Source organism: Catenulispora yoronensis, assembly GCF_039531695.1.
GTDB classification, from domain to species: domain Bacteria; phylum Actinomycetota; class Actinomycetes; order Streptomycetales; family Catenulisporaceae; genus Catenulispora; species Catenulispora yoronensis.
Window position 1 is genome coordinate 124,996 of sequence record NZ_BAAAQN010000002.1, and the last position, 12,662, is coordinate 137,657.

At 73.3% G+C, this 12,662-nt stretch carries 12 protein-coding genes; 1 reads left to right on the forward strand and 11 read right to left on the reverse strand.

The genetic code is table 11. From position 1 onward, the window contains the following. Positions 1 to 24: 24 nt before the first annotated feature. From ABD481_RS02005 to ABD481_RS02055, 11 genes are all read right to left on the reverse strand, one after another. Positions 25 to 3,441 (reverse strand): BTAD domain-containing putative transcriptional regulator, encoded by a 3,417-nt coding sequence (locus ABD481_RS02005; RefSeq protein ID WP_344663726.1) that lies wholly within the window; start codon positions 3,439 to 3,441, stop codon positions 25 to 27. A 20-nt stretch (positions 3,442 to 3,461) separates the two neighbouring features. Then, entirely contained in the window at positions 3,462 to 3,971 is a 510-nt protein-coding gene (locus ABD481_RS02010; RefSeq protein WP_344663727.1) for a Tad domain-containing protein, read from the reverse strand. Further along, a complete protein-coding gene (locus ABD481_RS02015; RefSeq protein ID WP_344663728.1) occupies positions 3,971 to 4,579 on the reverse strand; it encodes a TadE family protein in 609 nt (202 codons plus the stop codon). Before ABD481_RS02015 ends, ABD481_RS02010 begins: the two co-directional genes overlap by 1 nt. Beyond that, positions 4,576 to 5,067: a TadE/TadG family type IV pilus assembly protein gene (locus tag ABD481_RS02020; protein WP_344663729.1), complete on the reverse strand. Its 492-nt coding sequence runs from the start codon at positions 5,065 to 5,067 to the stop codon at positions 4,576 to 4,578. Before ABD481_RS02020 ends, ABD481_RS02015 begins: the two co-directional genes overlap by 4 nt. Before the next feature lie 45 nt (positions 5,068 to 5,112). After that, entirely contained in the window at positions 5,113 to 5,481 is a 369-nt protein-coding gene (locus ABD481_RS02025; RefSeq protein ID WP_344663730.1) for a Flp family type IVb pilin, read from the reverse strand. 14 nt (positions 5,482 to 5,495) lie between these two features. After that, a complete protein-coding gene (locus ABD481_RS02030) occupies positions 5,496 to 6,410 on the reverse strand; it encodes a type II secretion system F family protein (RefSeq protein WP_344663731.1) in 915 nt (304 codons plus the stop codon). After that, on the reverse strand, positions 6,407 to 7,309 hold the full coding sequence (locus ABD481_RS02035; protein WP_344663732.1) for a type II secretion system F family protein: 903 nt from the start codon (positions 7,307 to 7,309) through the stop codon (positions 6,407 to 6,409). The genes ABD481_RS02030 and ABD481_RS02035 overlap by 4 nt, the downstream gene beginning before the upstream one ends. A gap of 4 nt (positions 7,310 to 7,313) precedes the next feature. Beyond that, on the reverse strand, positions 7,314 to 8,639 hold the full coding sequence (locus ABD481_RS02040; RefSeq protein WP_344663733.1) for a TadA family conjugal transfer-associated ATPase: 1,326 nt from the start codon (positions 8,637 to 8,639) through the stop codon (positions 7,314 to 7,316). After that, entirely contained in the window at positions 8,636 to 10,114 is a 1,479-nt protein-coding gene (locus ABD481_RS02045) for a hypothetical protein (protein WP_344663734.1), read from the reverse strand. Before ABD481_RS02045 ends, ABD481_RS02040 begins: the two co-directional genes overlap by 4 nt. Positions 10,115 to 10,127: 13 nt before the next feature. Then, on the reverse strand, positions 10,128 to 10,826 hold the full coding sequence (locus tag ABD481_RS02050; protein WP_344663735.1) for a hypothetical protein: 699 nt from the start codon (positions 10,824 to 10,826) through the stop codon (positions 10,128 to 10,130). A 204-nt stretch (positions 10,827 to 11,030) separates the two neighbouring features. Then, positions 11,031 to 11,780: a response regulator transcription factor gene (locus tag ABD481_RS02055; RefSeq protein ID WP_344663736.1), complete on the reverse strand. Its 750-nt coding sequence runs from the start codon at positions 11,778 to 11,780 to the stop codon at positions 11,031 to 11,033. Between the two features lie 504 nt (positions 11,781 to 12,284). Here ABD481_RS02055 and ABD481_RS02060 point away from each other — a divergent pair. Next, positions 12,285 to 12,590 (forward strand): WXG100 family type VII secretion target, encoded by a 306-nt coding sequence (locus ABD481_RS02060; RefSeq protein ID WP_344663737.1) that lies wholly within the window; start codon positions 12,285 to 12,287, stop codon positions 12,588 to 12,590. The last annotated feature ends 72 nt before the right edge of the window (positions 12,591 to 12,662 follow it).

Below are 12,662 nucleotides of genomic sequence, written 5' to 3' on the forward strand. Positions count from 1 at the left end.
GGCGTGGCGCGGGCCGGTCCGGGCTCAGGCCCCGACCGCCACCGCCTCCCGCCAGGTCGGGAACAGCTCGTCCACGAGCGCCTCGGTCTTCGGATGCAGGCCCCGGCCGCCGTGGACAGCCTTCGTCTGCTTCTGGAGCGTCTCCACCACCTCGCGCAGCCGCCCCAGGTCCCCGGTGGCGTGCGTGGCGCGCAGCAGGGCCCGCCACAGCTCCTCGTCGGCCGGCGAACCGCGCATGCCGCTGCGCACCGCGTCGACGGCGCCCTCCGGGTTGGCCAGCGTCAGCCGCAGGTCGCAGAGCTCGACGGCGGTGTCCGCGACCAGCGCCGGGACCTCGGTCTCCAGCGACTCGTAGGCCAGCCAGCCGTAGCGCCCGGCCTCGCGGTGCGCCAGCAGCGGGCCGCGCACCAGGCCCAGGGCCTGGCCCAGCAGCTGGTCGCGGTTCCTCGGGTCCTGATAGCGCGGGTCCTGGTCGGCCAGGGCCCGCAGGTTCTGGAACATCTCCCAGTCGCTGCGCACGCTCGGGGACACGGTGAGCCGGCCGTCCGGCAGGCTCACCAGGTTCGCCGAGCCGTCCGGCGCCACGCCGAGCCAGGTGCCCAGCCGGTGCAGCACCTGGTCCGCGACGTCGCCGGCCGCGCCGCGCGGGAACAGCGCCGAGGTCAGGACCCGGGGATGCACGCCGTCGCGGTGCAGCATCAGGAAGGTCAGCGCCTCGGCCACCGGGCCGACGCGGTCGGCGTCGAGCTCGCCGTAGGCGCCGGTGACCTCCAGGTCGCCGAGCACCCGCACCGACACCGTCGGGGTCAGGCGCAGCCGCGCCTCCAGCTCCGCGGCCTCGGCGGTCAGCGGCTCGATCGGCTCGCCCAGCAGGTCCTGCGTGGCGGTGAACAGGTTCAGCACCGCCTGGTACTGGTCGTCGGGCAGCCGCTGCGCCTCGACCTCCAGCTCCAGCGCCGGGATCCGGAGCCGGCCGGCGGCCTCGACCGCGGCCTGCCAGGCCGCGCCGGGCACCTCCCCGGCGATCAGGTAGCCGATGCCGAGCCGGGCCGGCTGCCCGATCACCTCGGCCAGCCGGGCCAGGGTCTCCGGGGCGGTCGGCGCCGCGCTGATGATGAAGTGCGGGGGCCAGCCGGCGCCGCCGACCATGCCCAGCCGGCCGCTCAGCACCGAGTCCAGTCCGGCCTCCCGCAGGCCGCGCCGCCGCTCGGCCAGCTCGGTGGCCAGCCCGGGCAGCACCTCCTCCAGGGTCGCGGTCTGGTGCACGCGGCCCGGGGCCAGCGCGGACAGGTCGCCGGCGAAGCCGACCAGGGTCACCGTCATCCGGTCCGACCAGGTGTTGGTGAGCAGTTCCACGGCCATCGCCGCCAGCACCGCGCGCCGGGCCGCCGGGTCGCCGCCGACCGCGATCACGCCGCCGGCCGCCTCCAGGTCCACCAGTGCCCGGACCGGGCCGTTCGGGCCGACCGGTCCGGTGTGCAGGCCGGCCGTCACCAGGCCCGGGAACGGCGCCACCGCGGCCTCGGCCGCGGCGTCGTCCAGCTTGCCCACCGCGGAGCGCCCGACGAACCAGGCCAGCCCGTCGGGGCGGGTGTGCCAGGGCGCCGGCGCCTCGAAGGCCGGGGCGGCCATCCGGAGTTCGAGCCCGGAGGCGGTCAGGTTCGCGGCCTGCACCGGCGGCAGCGGACGGTCGGCGGCCTGCAACGTCGCCGACAGTTCGCGCAGTGCGCGGTTCAGGAACCGCACCTCGCCCGTCCCCGCGCCGAGCCGGATGGCCTCCTCGGCGCCGGCCGCCGCCGCGTCCGGACCGCTGAGCCGGCGGCCCAGGGCCCGGTTCCACAGCTGCCGGCGCCGGCCGCGGCCCAGCGCGCCGAGCAGGCCGGCGGCCAGCAGCGGTGCGGTGACCAGCTCGTAGGGCAGTCGGAACGGCGACTGGTCGCCGGTGGGCGCCTGGGCGTCCGGGGCGGCCGCGACCTGGCTCCCCAGCGGGATGCTGACGGTGTTCGGTGTGCTGGGTGCGTTCGGCGCGCCCGGTGCCTGCTGGAACGTGTGCGGGCTCTGACCGATCGAGCCGACCATGATGGTCGCCGCGTCCGCGCGCCCGCCCGGGCCCCCGGCCAGGTTCGCCAGGTCGTCGGCGATGTGGCTGAGCGAGGCGCCGGCCGCGCTGAGCGGCGCCGCCAGGTTCGTGGTCTGCGATACGTCGGATCCGTCGCCCGAGCCGCCGGACTGGCCGTCGGCGGCGTCCAGTGCGCCGGCCGGGGCGCCGTGAGCGCCGTGAGCGCCGTGGGCTCCGTGCGCGCCGGTGAAGGCGGCTGCCACGGCCGTCCCGCCGCCGGTCGTGCTGCCGATCCCCCCGCCGGTCGTGCCGCCGGTCGTGCTGCCGAGCGGGCCGGAACCGCCGGAGCCCCCGGATCCGCCCGGCCCCGCGTCCAACGCGCCCGCCGGCGCGCCGTGCGGTCCGGTCGGTGCCGAGGCCAGCAGCGGGGTCTGGGTGTTCTGCGTCGTCTGCTGCACCGCCGCGCCGCCGTGCGACGGCGCGCCGGAGTCCGCCGGAGTCTGCGCGGGGTCGCCGACCAGTTCGCCGCCGACCGCGTCGCCCGGCATCTCAAGGATCCAGCCGGGCCGGATCAGCGAGGCCTTGGTCAGCGTCGAGCCGTCCGGCTGCACCCGGTCCTTGTTGAGGTCGTAGATCTCCTGGTAGCGGCGGCCGTCGCCGAGGTGCCGCTGCGCGATCTCCCACAACGAGTCGTGGTGCCGGCCGGCCGGCGGCTGCACGCGGTAGAACTTCGTCGCGCCCTTGCTCGCGGTCGAGGCGGTGTTCGCCGCCGCCCGCGTGTCGATGGACGCCGCCGAGCGGTGGGCGCCGGCGTGGGCGCCCCCGGGCGGGGCCGGGCGGTCGGCGCGGGTGCCGTGCTGGATCACCTGGGTCGCGACGGTCGTGGCCTTCGCGGGAGCGTCGTCGTGGGTGCGTCCCAGCGCGGACAGGCCGGGGGCGAAGGACGCCGCGGAGGCGGTGATCAGCAGCACTGCCGCCACCAGCTGGCGGGCCAGCAGCTGGCTGCCGCCGCTCAGCGGGACGTGGCCGGGCATGCCGATGCCGCGCGCGGCGGCCACCGCCTCGACGACGACGCACGCGGTGAACTGCGCCCACGCCAGCCAGACCAGCACCGCCAGCACGTTGGTGAAGGTCTTGGTGTCGATCTTCGCGTTCAGCAGGTTGCCCTTGGGCATCGAGTGCGGCAGCGGCCAGCCGATGAAGTAGGCCAGGGCCAGCGGGACCCCGATCACCAGGACCAGCAGTGCCAACAGTGCGGCCAGGCCGGTTAAGACGTCGCCGAGGCTGCGGCGGCGTTTCAGGACGAGCGGTGCCTGCTGCGGGCCGCCCTGCGGCTGACCCTGCGGCGCGAGGTACTGTCGGTCCGAATCGTTGCGTGCCATATGTGATCGCGCCCCCTTCCCTACTTCGGTATCACAGGTGTGGCCGTGCCCGTCGCGGTGACAGTACTGTCCCCTTTGAGGGCGAACCCGACGAACAGCGGCTTGTACTGCATTCGTAGTGTGACTGTTATCCGTGGATTGACGTAAAGGTCTTGCTCGGTCGGGTTCCCGTCGACCCGGCAGGCCGTTATCGTCGCGTCCTGAATCCCGTTGTCGACCAGATACTGCCGGGCGATCGGTACGCAGTCCCCGGTCGTCGGATCGACGTCCACCATGATCCCGGGGTTCTCGCCTTTCAGGCTCCGGACGTTGTGCGTCTTCAGCCAGCCCTGGTCGACGTTCTGCGCGACCTTGCGGGCCGCCTGGTCGGCCAGGTCCGAGGCGTCGGTGCGGTCCGAGATCAGCAGTCCGACGTCCACCAGGAACGCCATCAGCACCACGACCACCGGGGCCCAGATCACCACGGCCATGCTCAGCGAGCCCTGATCGTCGCGCAGGGCCGCGCGCAGTCGCTCCCGCCGGGTACTCATCACTGCCCCGCAGGGGTGGTCGGAGTGGGGACACCGGCCGTGGAGGCGGGCGTCGTCGGAGCCGACGACGTCGTGGAAGTCGTGGGAGTCGACGGCGGCGGGGTCGGCGAGTCCCAGGTCGCGGTGGTGAACTGGGTGTTCGTCGGAGCCGGCTGGTCGGTCGGCGGGGCGTACGTGGTGGTCGGCACCGGACCCGGCTCGAAGTGCTGCAACGGGTCGATCGGCGAGGAGAAGGTCTTGGTATAGGTCTGATGCGCGCCGAAGACACCGAACCCTGACATGTCGACGGTGCACGACACGGTCACCTGGTAGTAGCCCCCGCCGGTGCCGTTCGGCGGCACATAGGCGCTGGTCACGGTCGGCTGGCCCGCACAGCGGGATCCGAGGTCGGCCAGCACCGCGCTGCGCGCCTGCTGCTCCGCGTCCGTGCCGTTGCCCTGCAACGATCCGGCACGGGCGGCGTCCCGGGCGGCGCCCGCGACCTCGCTGCGGACGTTCACCATCACGCCGAGCGAGACGATGAGCAGGATCATCATGACGATCAGCGGGGTCAGCAGCACGACCTCGACGGAGGAGACGCCCGCGTCCGTGGCCCGCCGCGCCGTCACGGGTGCCTCACCGGCTGCTCCAGCGGACCTCCGGAGTGCACGTCGATCGTCAGCCCGAAACCCGGGAACACCGACGGCACGTTCGAGTGCAGCGACACTGTCACGAGCGAGATCTTGCAGTCCGCGTTCAGCTGCGGATCCAGGGTGAACGCGGTCTTCACCACCGGATCGACCACCAGTTGGCCGCCGAGGTCCTTGGCCCGGCCGGTGACCGCTTCGATCGCGTGCTGCGGCCAGGCGGCCGTGGCCTGTTCGCAGCCGTTCGCCGCGGCCTCCTCGCGCGCGGTGCGCGCGCCGTTCTGGACCGCCGCGGTCGCGGCCTGCTTCGCGAACAGATACAGCGCGAACTGCACGGTCAGCATCAGCAGCAGGAACAGCAGCGGGGTGAGCAGGACGAACTCGATCGCGGTCATGCCGCGGTCGTCGCGCAGCCGGCCCTCGCCGCGCGACCCCGTCTCCGTCTCCGTCTCCACCGCGTCGTCGGCCATCCGACTGCCGCCGCTCCTCGCCGCTCGTCCGCTCCCCGCCGCCGGCTACTTCGCGCAGCCGTCGCCGTCGGTCGAGACAGTGCCGCCTGAGGCGTTCAGGCTCCCGGCATTGTTGATCTTGTTGCAGGCTTGGTCGGCCTTCTTGCTGATGGCCTGGCTGATGCCCCAGCCGACGCCGGCGACGATCGCGACCACGATGCCGGTGATGACGACCCACTCGACCGCGGACGCGCCGCGGTCGGAGGCCTTGCGCGGCGCGGCGTCGGCCGCGGCCGACCCCGAACCGCCGTCGACGGAGACAGAGACCGGGACGGTGCCGGCGGCCGGGGCCTGCGCGGCGCTCCGGACGACGTGCTGCCACGGCTGGAGCGGGAACAGGTCCGCGTACTCGGTGGTGACGACCTGAGCTTTCATCTTTCGCGTCTCTCCTAGATAGAACCCATGACCCGCGCCATGGCCGGGTACAGGAGGAAAACCATGAAGCCCGCGCACAGCAGCATCTGCGCCACGAGCATGGACTGCGACTTCGCGCCGGCCGCGCCCTCGATCTCGGACAGCTCGCGGTGCCGCATCGTCTCGGCGCGCGCGGCCAGCGACTCGCGCACCTTCGCGCCGTCCTCGGCCACCAGGGCCAGGGCCGCGCCCAGGTCCTTGAGCTCGTCGACGTCCAGCTCGTCGCCGAGCTGGGACAGCGCGTTCCACTGCGTGATCCCGGTGACCCGGGCGTCGGTGAGGGCGTCGCGGATCCGGCGCAGCGCCCAGCCGTCGGACACCTCGGCCGCCGACATCAGCGCCTCCGGCAGCCCGCGGCCGCCGGCCAGGTTCATCGCCACCAGGTCCAGGTACGCGCCCAGCACCCGGCGGAAGTCCCGGCGCTTGTCCGCGGCCTGGCCCTTCACCTCCATGTCCGGCAGCAGGAAGAACACCGCGCCGAACAGCAGCGCCAGCCAGACCGGGATGGTCGGCGTCAGGTGCAGGCCGATGAGGTAGAAGGCGGCGAAGACGAAGGGGCCGAAGACCACACCCAGCGCCGCCAGCAGCAGCTTGGTGGCCAGGAACTGCTCCACCGAGCGGTCCAGGATCGCCAGGTCGGCGCGGATCGAGCGGATCTGCCAGCCCTGGCGGAGGTAGAACTCGTTGACCGAGACGCCCAGGTCCTGGCGCATCTTGGCCAGGCCCCGGGGCGGCTCGGCCGCGGTGTGCGGGGCGAACGTGGTCTGCTGCCGCAGCGCGTCGATGCGGGCCACGGCCTGCATCGGGTCCGGCTTGCTCGGGATCAGTGCCCTGATGAACAGGAACAGCCCCAGCCCGACCAGCGCCCCGGCCAGTACCTGATAGGTCATCGCGGCTCACCGCCCCGCTGCTCGGGCACCACCGGGCCGCGGGCCCGTTGCAGGAACCGGGCCGGGGTCTCGATCGAGGACAGCCGGCGCAGCCAGAAGAAGCCGGCCGCGAACAGCGCGATCACCAGCACCAGCACCAGCTGGCCGGTGACCGTGCCGTAGGGCTCGACGAAGGACTTGTTGAAGATCGCCAGGCCCAGCACCACCGCCACCGAGACCGCGACCACGATCTGCACGCTGCGCCGGGTGGAGCTGCGCTGGGCCATCACCCGCTGCCGCATGTCCACCTCCTCGCGCGAGGACTGCGCCAGCGCGCCGAGGACCTCGCGCAGGCCGGGGCCGCGCAGCCGGGCGTTCAGGATCAGCGCGGCGATCACCAGGTCGGCCGAGGCGTCGTCCATGTCGTCGGCGAAATACTCCAGGGCCTGCGGCAGCGGCATGCGGGCGCGCAGCCGGTCCACCATGGTGTGCAGGTGCTCGCGGATCGCCGGGGCGGCGGCCCGCGCGGTGGCCGGGATCGCCTGCTCCAGGCCGACCGCGCCGGCGATGGTGTCGCGCAGGCTCTCGGTCCAGCTCGCCAGCGCCTCCACCCGGGCCAGCGCGGCGCGCTCGGCGCCCAGGCCGCCGAACAGCTGGTTCCAGAAGAAGATCAGCACGCCGGCCGCCACGGCCGCGGTCGGCCAGCGGGTGGCGGCCAGCACCAGCGCGCCGGCCACGGTGGCGGCCGCGGCCCGGGTCGACAGGAACCTGATGAGGTCGCCGGCGTCGCGGCGCGCGGCCGGCTCGGCCTTGGCCGGGAAGCCCCGGATCGCCGCGATCAGCAGCGCGGCGCCGCCGCCGATGCCCGCCCCGACGCCGAGGGCTTCCAGCGTCGAGAGGTTGTAGAGCGCGGATTCCACGGCCTCACCTCCATCCCGGGGCGTGGTGCAGCTGGGTCGGTCCTTGATAGCCGTACTGGGCGAGCTCGTCGAGGCAGGCGATCGGGGCGTGCGCGACGGCCCGGCCGTCGGGGCCCTCGGCGAAGACCTCCGAGGACAGCACCCGGCCGTCGATGCCGTTCACCTCGCGCACCGAGGTCACCATCCGCTGGAGCGTGCCGCCGTGGTGCCAGGCGTTGCGGCGGGTGATGAAGACCACGAAGTTGACCGCGCCGGCGATCAGCATCTGGCTGGCCTCCACCGGCAGCCGCTCCCGGGATTGCAGCGCATAGGTGGAGATGCGGTTGAACACCTCCAGCGAGGAGTTCGCGTGGATGGTGCTCAGCGAACCGTCGTTGCCCTGCGACATGGCGTTCAGCATGGTGACGATCTCGTCGCCCAGCACCTCGCCGACGATCACCCGCGAGGGGTTCATGCGCAGCGACCGGCGCACCAGCTCGGCCATCGAGACCGCGCCGTGGCCCTCGGAGTTCGGCAGCCGCTCCTCGAACGCGACGGCGTTCGGGTGCAGGTCGGGGAACTGGTCCAGCCCCAGCTCCAGCGCGCGCTCCACGGTGATCAGCCGCTCGTGCGGCGCGATCTCGTTGGCCAGCGCCCGCAGCAGCGTGGTCTTCCCGGCGTTGGTGGACCCGGCGATCATGATGTTCTTGCGCGCCCCCACCGCCGCGCGCAGGAACGCCGCCAGATCCGGCAGCACCGTGCCGTTGTGCTCCAGGTCGCGCAGGAACACCTTGCCCAGCCGCGCCCGGCGGATGGACAGCGCCGGGCGCCGGGTGACGTCCATGACCGCGGAGAGCCGGGAGCCGTCCGGCAGCCGCAGGTCCAGCTGCGGGTTCGCGGTGTCGAAGGGCCGCGAGGACAGGCCGGAGTAGGCGCCCAGCACCTGGATCAGCTCGATGAGCTCCTCGTCGTTGTCCGCGACCGGCTCCCCGGCGACCTCGCGGCCGTCGGCGAAGCCGAGGAAGACGCGGTCGCACCCGTTGATGTCGATGTTCTCGATGTCCGGGTCGTCCAGCAGCGGCTGCAACCGGCCCACGCCGTAGAGGGCGGCGTGCACCGCCGCGGCGAGCGCCTCCTCCTCCATAGCGTTGGGCGGCGTGCGCCCGTAGGTGATCTCGGCGCGCGCGTGGTCCTCCAGCGCCTGAGCCACCAGCGCCCGCGCGAACTGCCGCTCGTCCTCGCCGGTCATCGCGGGCAGGCCGGAAGCCTGGTCCAGGCGCCGCTGCTCGGCGAGGCGGTCGCCGACGTCCTGCCGCAGGCGCTTGACGAGGCCGTGGTCGACGGCGGTCACGGGCGCCCCCCGTCGTTCGGCGGACCGGCCCGACGGCTGCCGGTGCCGGGCGGTATCTCGCCGTGGGAACGCGGGTCGCGGTTCTCCCGCGCATTGCGGGGATCGCGCGGATCACGCGGATCGCGCTCGGCGCCGGGCGGCGCGCTCGGGGCGGGCCGCGGGTCGGGGCCGCCGCCGAGGGTGACGGAGGTGAAGGTCTCGTGGGCCGACGGCTGGTGGTGCGGCGCCGGGTAACTGTTCTGGTTGTGAGCAGAAGCGGGCGGTGGCAAAGCCTCGCCCGGATGCGGCTCGCTCGGCACCGGATAGCCGTTCTGGCTGTAGGCGGGAGCTGGCTGTGCGGGCGGCGAGAGGGCCTCGCCCGGATGCGGCTCGCCCGGCACCGGATAGCCGTTCTGGCTGTAGGCGGGAGCCGACTGCGCGGGCGGCGGCAAAGCCTCGCCCGGATGCGGCTGTTCGCTCGGCCACACGGTGGGCTCAGCCGGGCGGCTCGGGCGCGGCGGCCGGGGTGCGGCGGTCGGCTGGTTCGGTCGGCTCGGCGGCGGCGTGTATCCGGTGCCGGGAGCGGTCTGTGGCGGCGGCGGTCCCTGCCAGGCTCCTGGCGGCGGGCCTTGCGGCGGCACTTGAGTCGGCGCTTGGCTCGGCGCTTGGACCTGCTGCGGCGGTATCTGCCCGCCCGGCGCCGCAGGACCCTGCGAACCGCGCGAGTGGTTCCGGAACAGTTCCAGCGCGACTTCGCGGGTGGAGCGGATCAGCAGTGTGCGGTCCAGGCGGCCCCGGCCGCGGCCGTTGATCAGGTCGGCGCCGTCCGGGTCGTCGGCGATGGTGCCGATCACCTTCACCGGCAGGCCGCTGTTCCGCAGCAGTTCGTCGACCTGCGCGGTGGCCCGGGTGCGCTGCTTGGGGTCGACGATCAGCACCACGCCGATCGGCACCCCGAGGCCGCCGCCCGCGGTGGCGGTGCCGCCGCCGACGCGCTGCACCAGGGACAGCGCGCGGTCGCGGACGTGCGCCATCTGCTCGGCGGAGGTCCGGGCCACCAGCACCACCAGCGCCGCGCCGGCCATCAGGTCCAGCGCCGGACCGGCGGCGTCGACCCGGCCGCAGTCGGCGATCACGTCGGCCTCCGGCAGGCTGTCGAAGGCCCGGCCCAGTGCGGTCCACAGGCCGGCCAGGCCCGCCGACTGGTCGCCGGTGGCCAGGCCGGCGACCACTTCCAGGCCGCCGTGCATGCGCTGCAGATGGGCTTCGAGCTGGTGCGCGGACAGGCCGTGGCGGGCCGTGGTGGCCAGCGACAGCATGCCGATGTTCGGGTTCAGCGGCGCGCCGCTCTCGGACGGCGTGCGGTAGACCAGGTCGCCGCCGGACGGGTCGCACTCGGCCAGGATGGCGCGGCGCGGCCAGACGCCGGCCAGCGCCACCGCGGTGGTGGTCACGCCGGGGGAGCCCTTGTCGGAGGCCAGAACGATCAGGGACATGCGGTCGGCTGCCTCACCCGTAGGTCTTGGTGAGCATCAGCTCGGTGGCGTTCGCGATGGTCAGCACCTTGTCGGTGGGCACGGCCACGGTCAGCGTCGCGGTCCCGGAGTTGTCCCCGCTGACCAGCGTGACCGTGCCCTGCGGCTGCCAGCCGGTGGAGGTGCTGCTCTGGCCGCTGCCGGCGGCCGTCACGGTGTCCGTGTACAGGGTGTACTTGTCGCCGACGGCCATCTGGCCGTTGGGATACCGGCCCTGCTTCACCTGGATCCCCATCAGCGAGGTCCCGGGCGGGAAGTCGGTCTTGCCGCCGGCCTGGTCGCCGAGCATGTCGCGGGTGATCGGCGCGTCGTGGACCAGCGTGTTGTACGTGATCCGCCCTTCCAGGTCGCCGACCTGGCTCCAGAGCACGTAGTTGATGCCGGCGTCGGCCGCCACGCTCGCCTCGACGAACTGGCCGGCGCTCAGCTTGGAGCCGGCCGCGATCGAGCTGTGGCCGACCTTCACCACCGAGATCCGGTTCCCGGACTTGTTCACCAGCAGCATCGTGGCCAGCGCGCCGGCCAGGATCAGCAGCACCGCCAGCGCGGCCAGCGCCGGTTTGCGCTCGCGCGGGGCCGAGGGCAGGCGGCTGGCACCGGCCCCGCGCGCACCGGCGAACGTGCCCGGGCCCGCCGTCGCGGTCGCACCCGGCGTCGTACGGTCCTTGCTCACTGCTGTCTGCCCCGCTTACGCGTCAGGCCGCCTCGTCAGAACCCTGATACCGGGTGTTCGGAACCCGGCCGGCGAGGCGGCGGTGAACGGTTCGCTTCCCCCTGCGAGCGGCTATCGTAACCGTCTTTGCAAGGACCGGGGGAGGGGCGCTTCGTGATCTTTACCTGATCAGTGCTGTGCTGTTCATCCCTGGTTCACACCTCCTCAGGCGGCGGCGGCCTCCCGCTCCCGGTCCAGGGCGTCTTCGCGCAACTGCCGCACGGTCTCGGCGTCCAACCGCGGATACGGCTCCGGGGCCACCAGCCGGTACCCGACGCCGCGCACCGTGGCGATCGTCCCGGGCAGCGCCAGCTTCGAGCGCAGCGAGGCGACGTGCACCTCCAGCGAGCGCTCCGCGCCGTCCCAGCCGGCCGGCCACAGCCGGGCGATCAGCTGGTCCCGGGCCAGCACCGTGCCGGCCTGCCGGGCCAGTACCACCAGCAGCTGGTACTCCTTCGGGCGCAGCGCCACCCGCTGCCCGTGCACGGTGACGGTCCGGGAGTCCTCGGAGATCACCAGCGGCCCGGCGGTGATCCGGCGCGGCGGCCCCGGGGTCAGCGGCGGTCGCGGTGGGGCCACGGCCAGGCGCAGACGGGCGGCCAGCTCCTGCAGGCCGAAGGGCTGGACCACGTAGTCGTCGATCCCGTGGTCGTGGCCGCGCAGCCACGCGCCGAGGTCCACGCGGTGGGTGACGGCGATGATCGGGGTCTGGAGCTCCGAGCGCAGCCGGCGGCAGAACGCCAGCACCTCCCGGTCGACGATGCCGCATTCCAGCAGCACCACGTCCGGCAGCCTGCGCAGCGGTCCGGCCCCGGTGACGTCGGCGGCGTCCAGCACGTCGAAGCCCAGCGCGGCCAGGCCGCCGTTGAGCGTCCGGCTGCGCCGCCGACCCAGTCCGGTGATGAGAACTCGCATGGACCCACTGTCCGCCGCCCGGCTCACCATTTGCTCAACGTCGGATGGACGAGCTTGTCAGCGCGGGTGTCCGGGCCCTTGGATGGCCTGTGACCCCTGTCTCGGCCCGGCTCCGATGAACGCCGTGTGGATTCCCCGGGCGGGGCGCGGGCGGCACCGGGGTACCGGGCAGCGGCGGGTGCAGAGCACTGACAAATCCGCGCGGACCGGCGGCCGGAGCCGCCAAGATCGCGCCCCGGGCGGCGCTTTGGCCCGGAATCGCCCTTCCGGGCAGCTCAGCACGGCTGGGGACCGCTCCCCGGAACCGGTTCCGGAGGCTCGCAGGATCCGGACATAAGGGGGCGAACATTCCGGGCCTGGCCCGGTGGATATCCACGTGTTGGTTGCAAACCTCAGGTACTTGCTGGCAGTCTGCGAGTGACACACGGGGCTGGGAGCAAAAGCTGTCCGGCCGAGACCGCGCTCCGGGACGGGGCGTTCGGCTACTTAGGGGAGAGTGCCAGCATGGCAGGCAACCTTTCGGTCACATATCAGGACATGCGGGACGCTGGCCGCCAGCTGACCACCGTCGAGGGCCAGATCCAGGACCAGCTGAAGCAGGCCCAGAACCTGATCTCGAACCTGGTGCACAGCGGCTTCGTCACCGACGCCGCGTCGAAGGCCTTCGACCAGGCCTACTCCGACTTCACCCAGGGCGCGACCAAGACGATCAGCGCCCTGACCCAGATGAACCAGTACCTGAACACCGCTGCGGACCGCATGCAGGAGACGGACTCCAACCTGGCGCAGTCCATCGGCGGCGGCCACTAAGGATTTCCCGCCCGCCACGGCGGGCAGCGAGTCCACGCGGGCTCCCTCCGGGTACCCGGAGGGAGCCCTTTT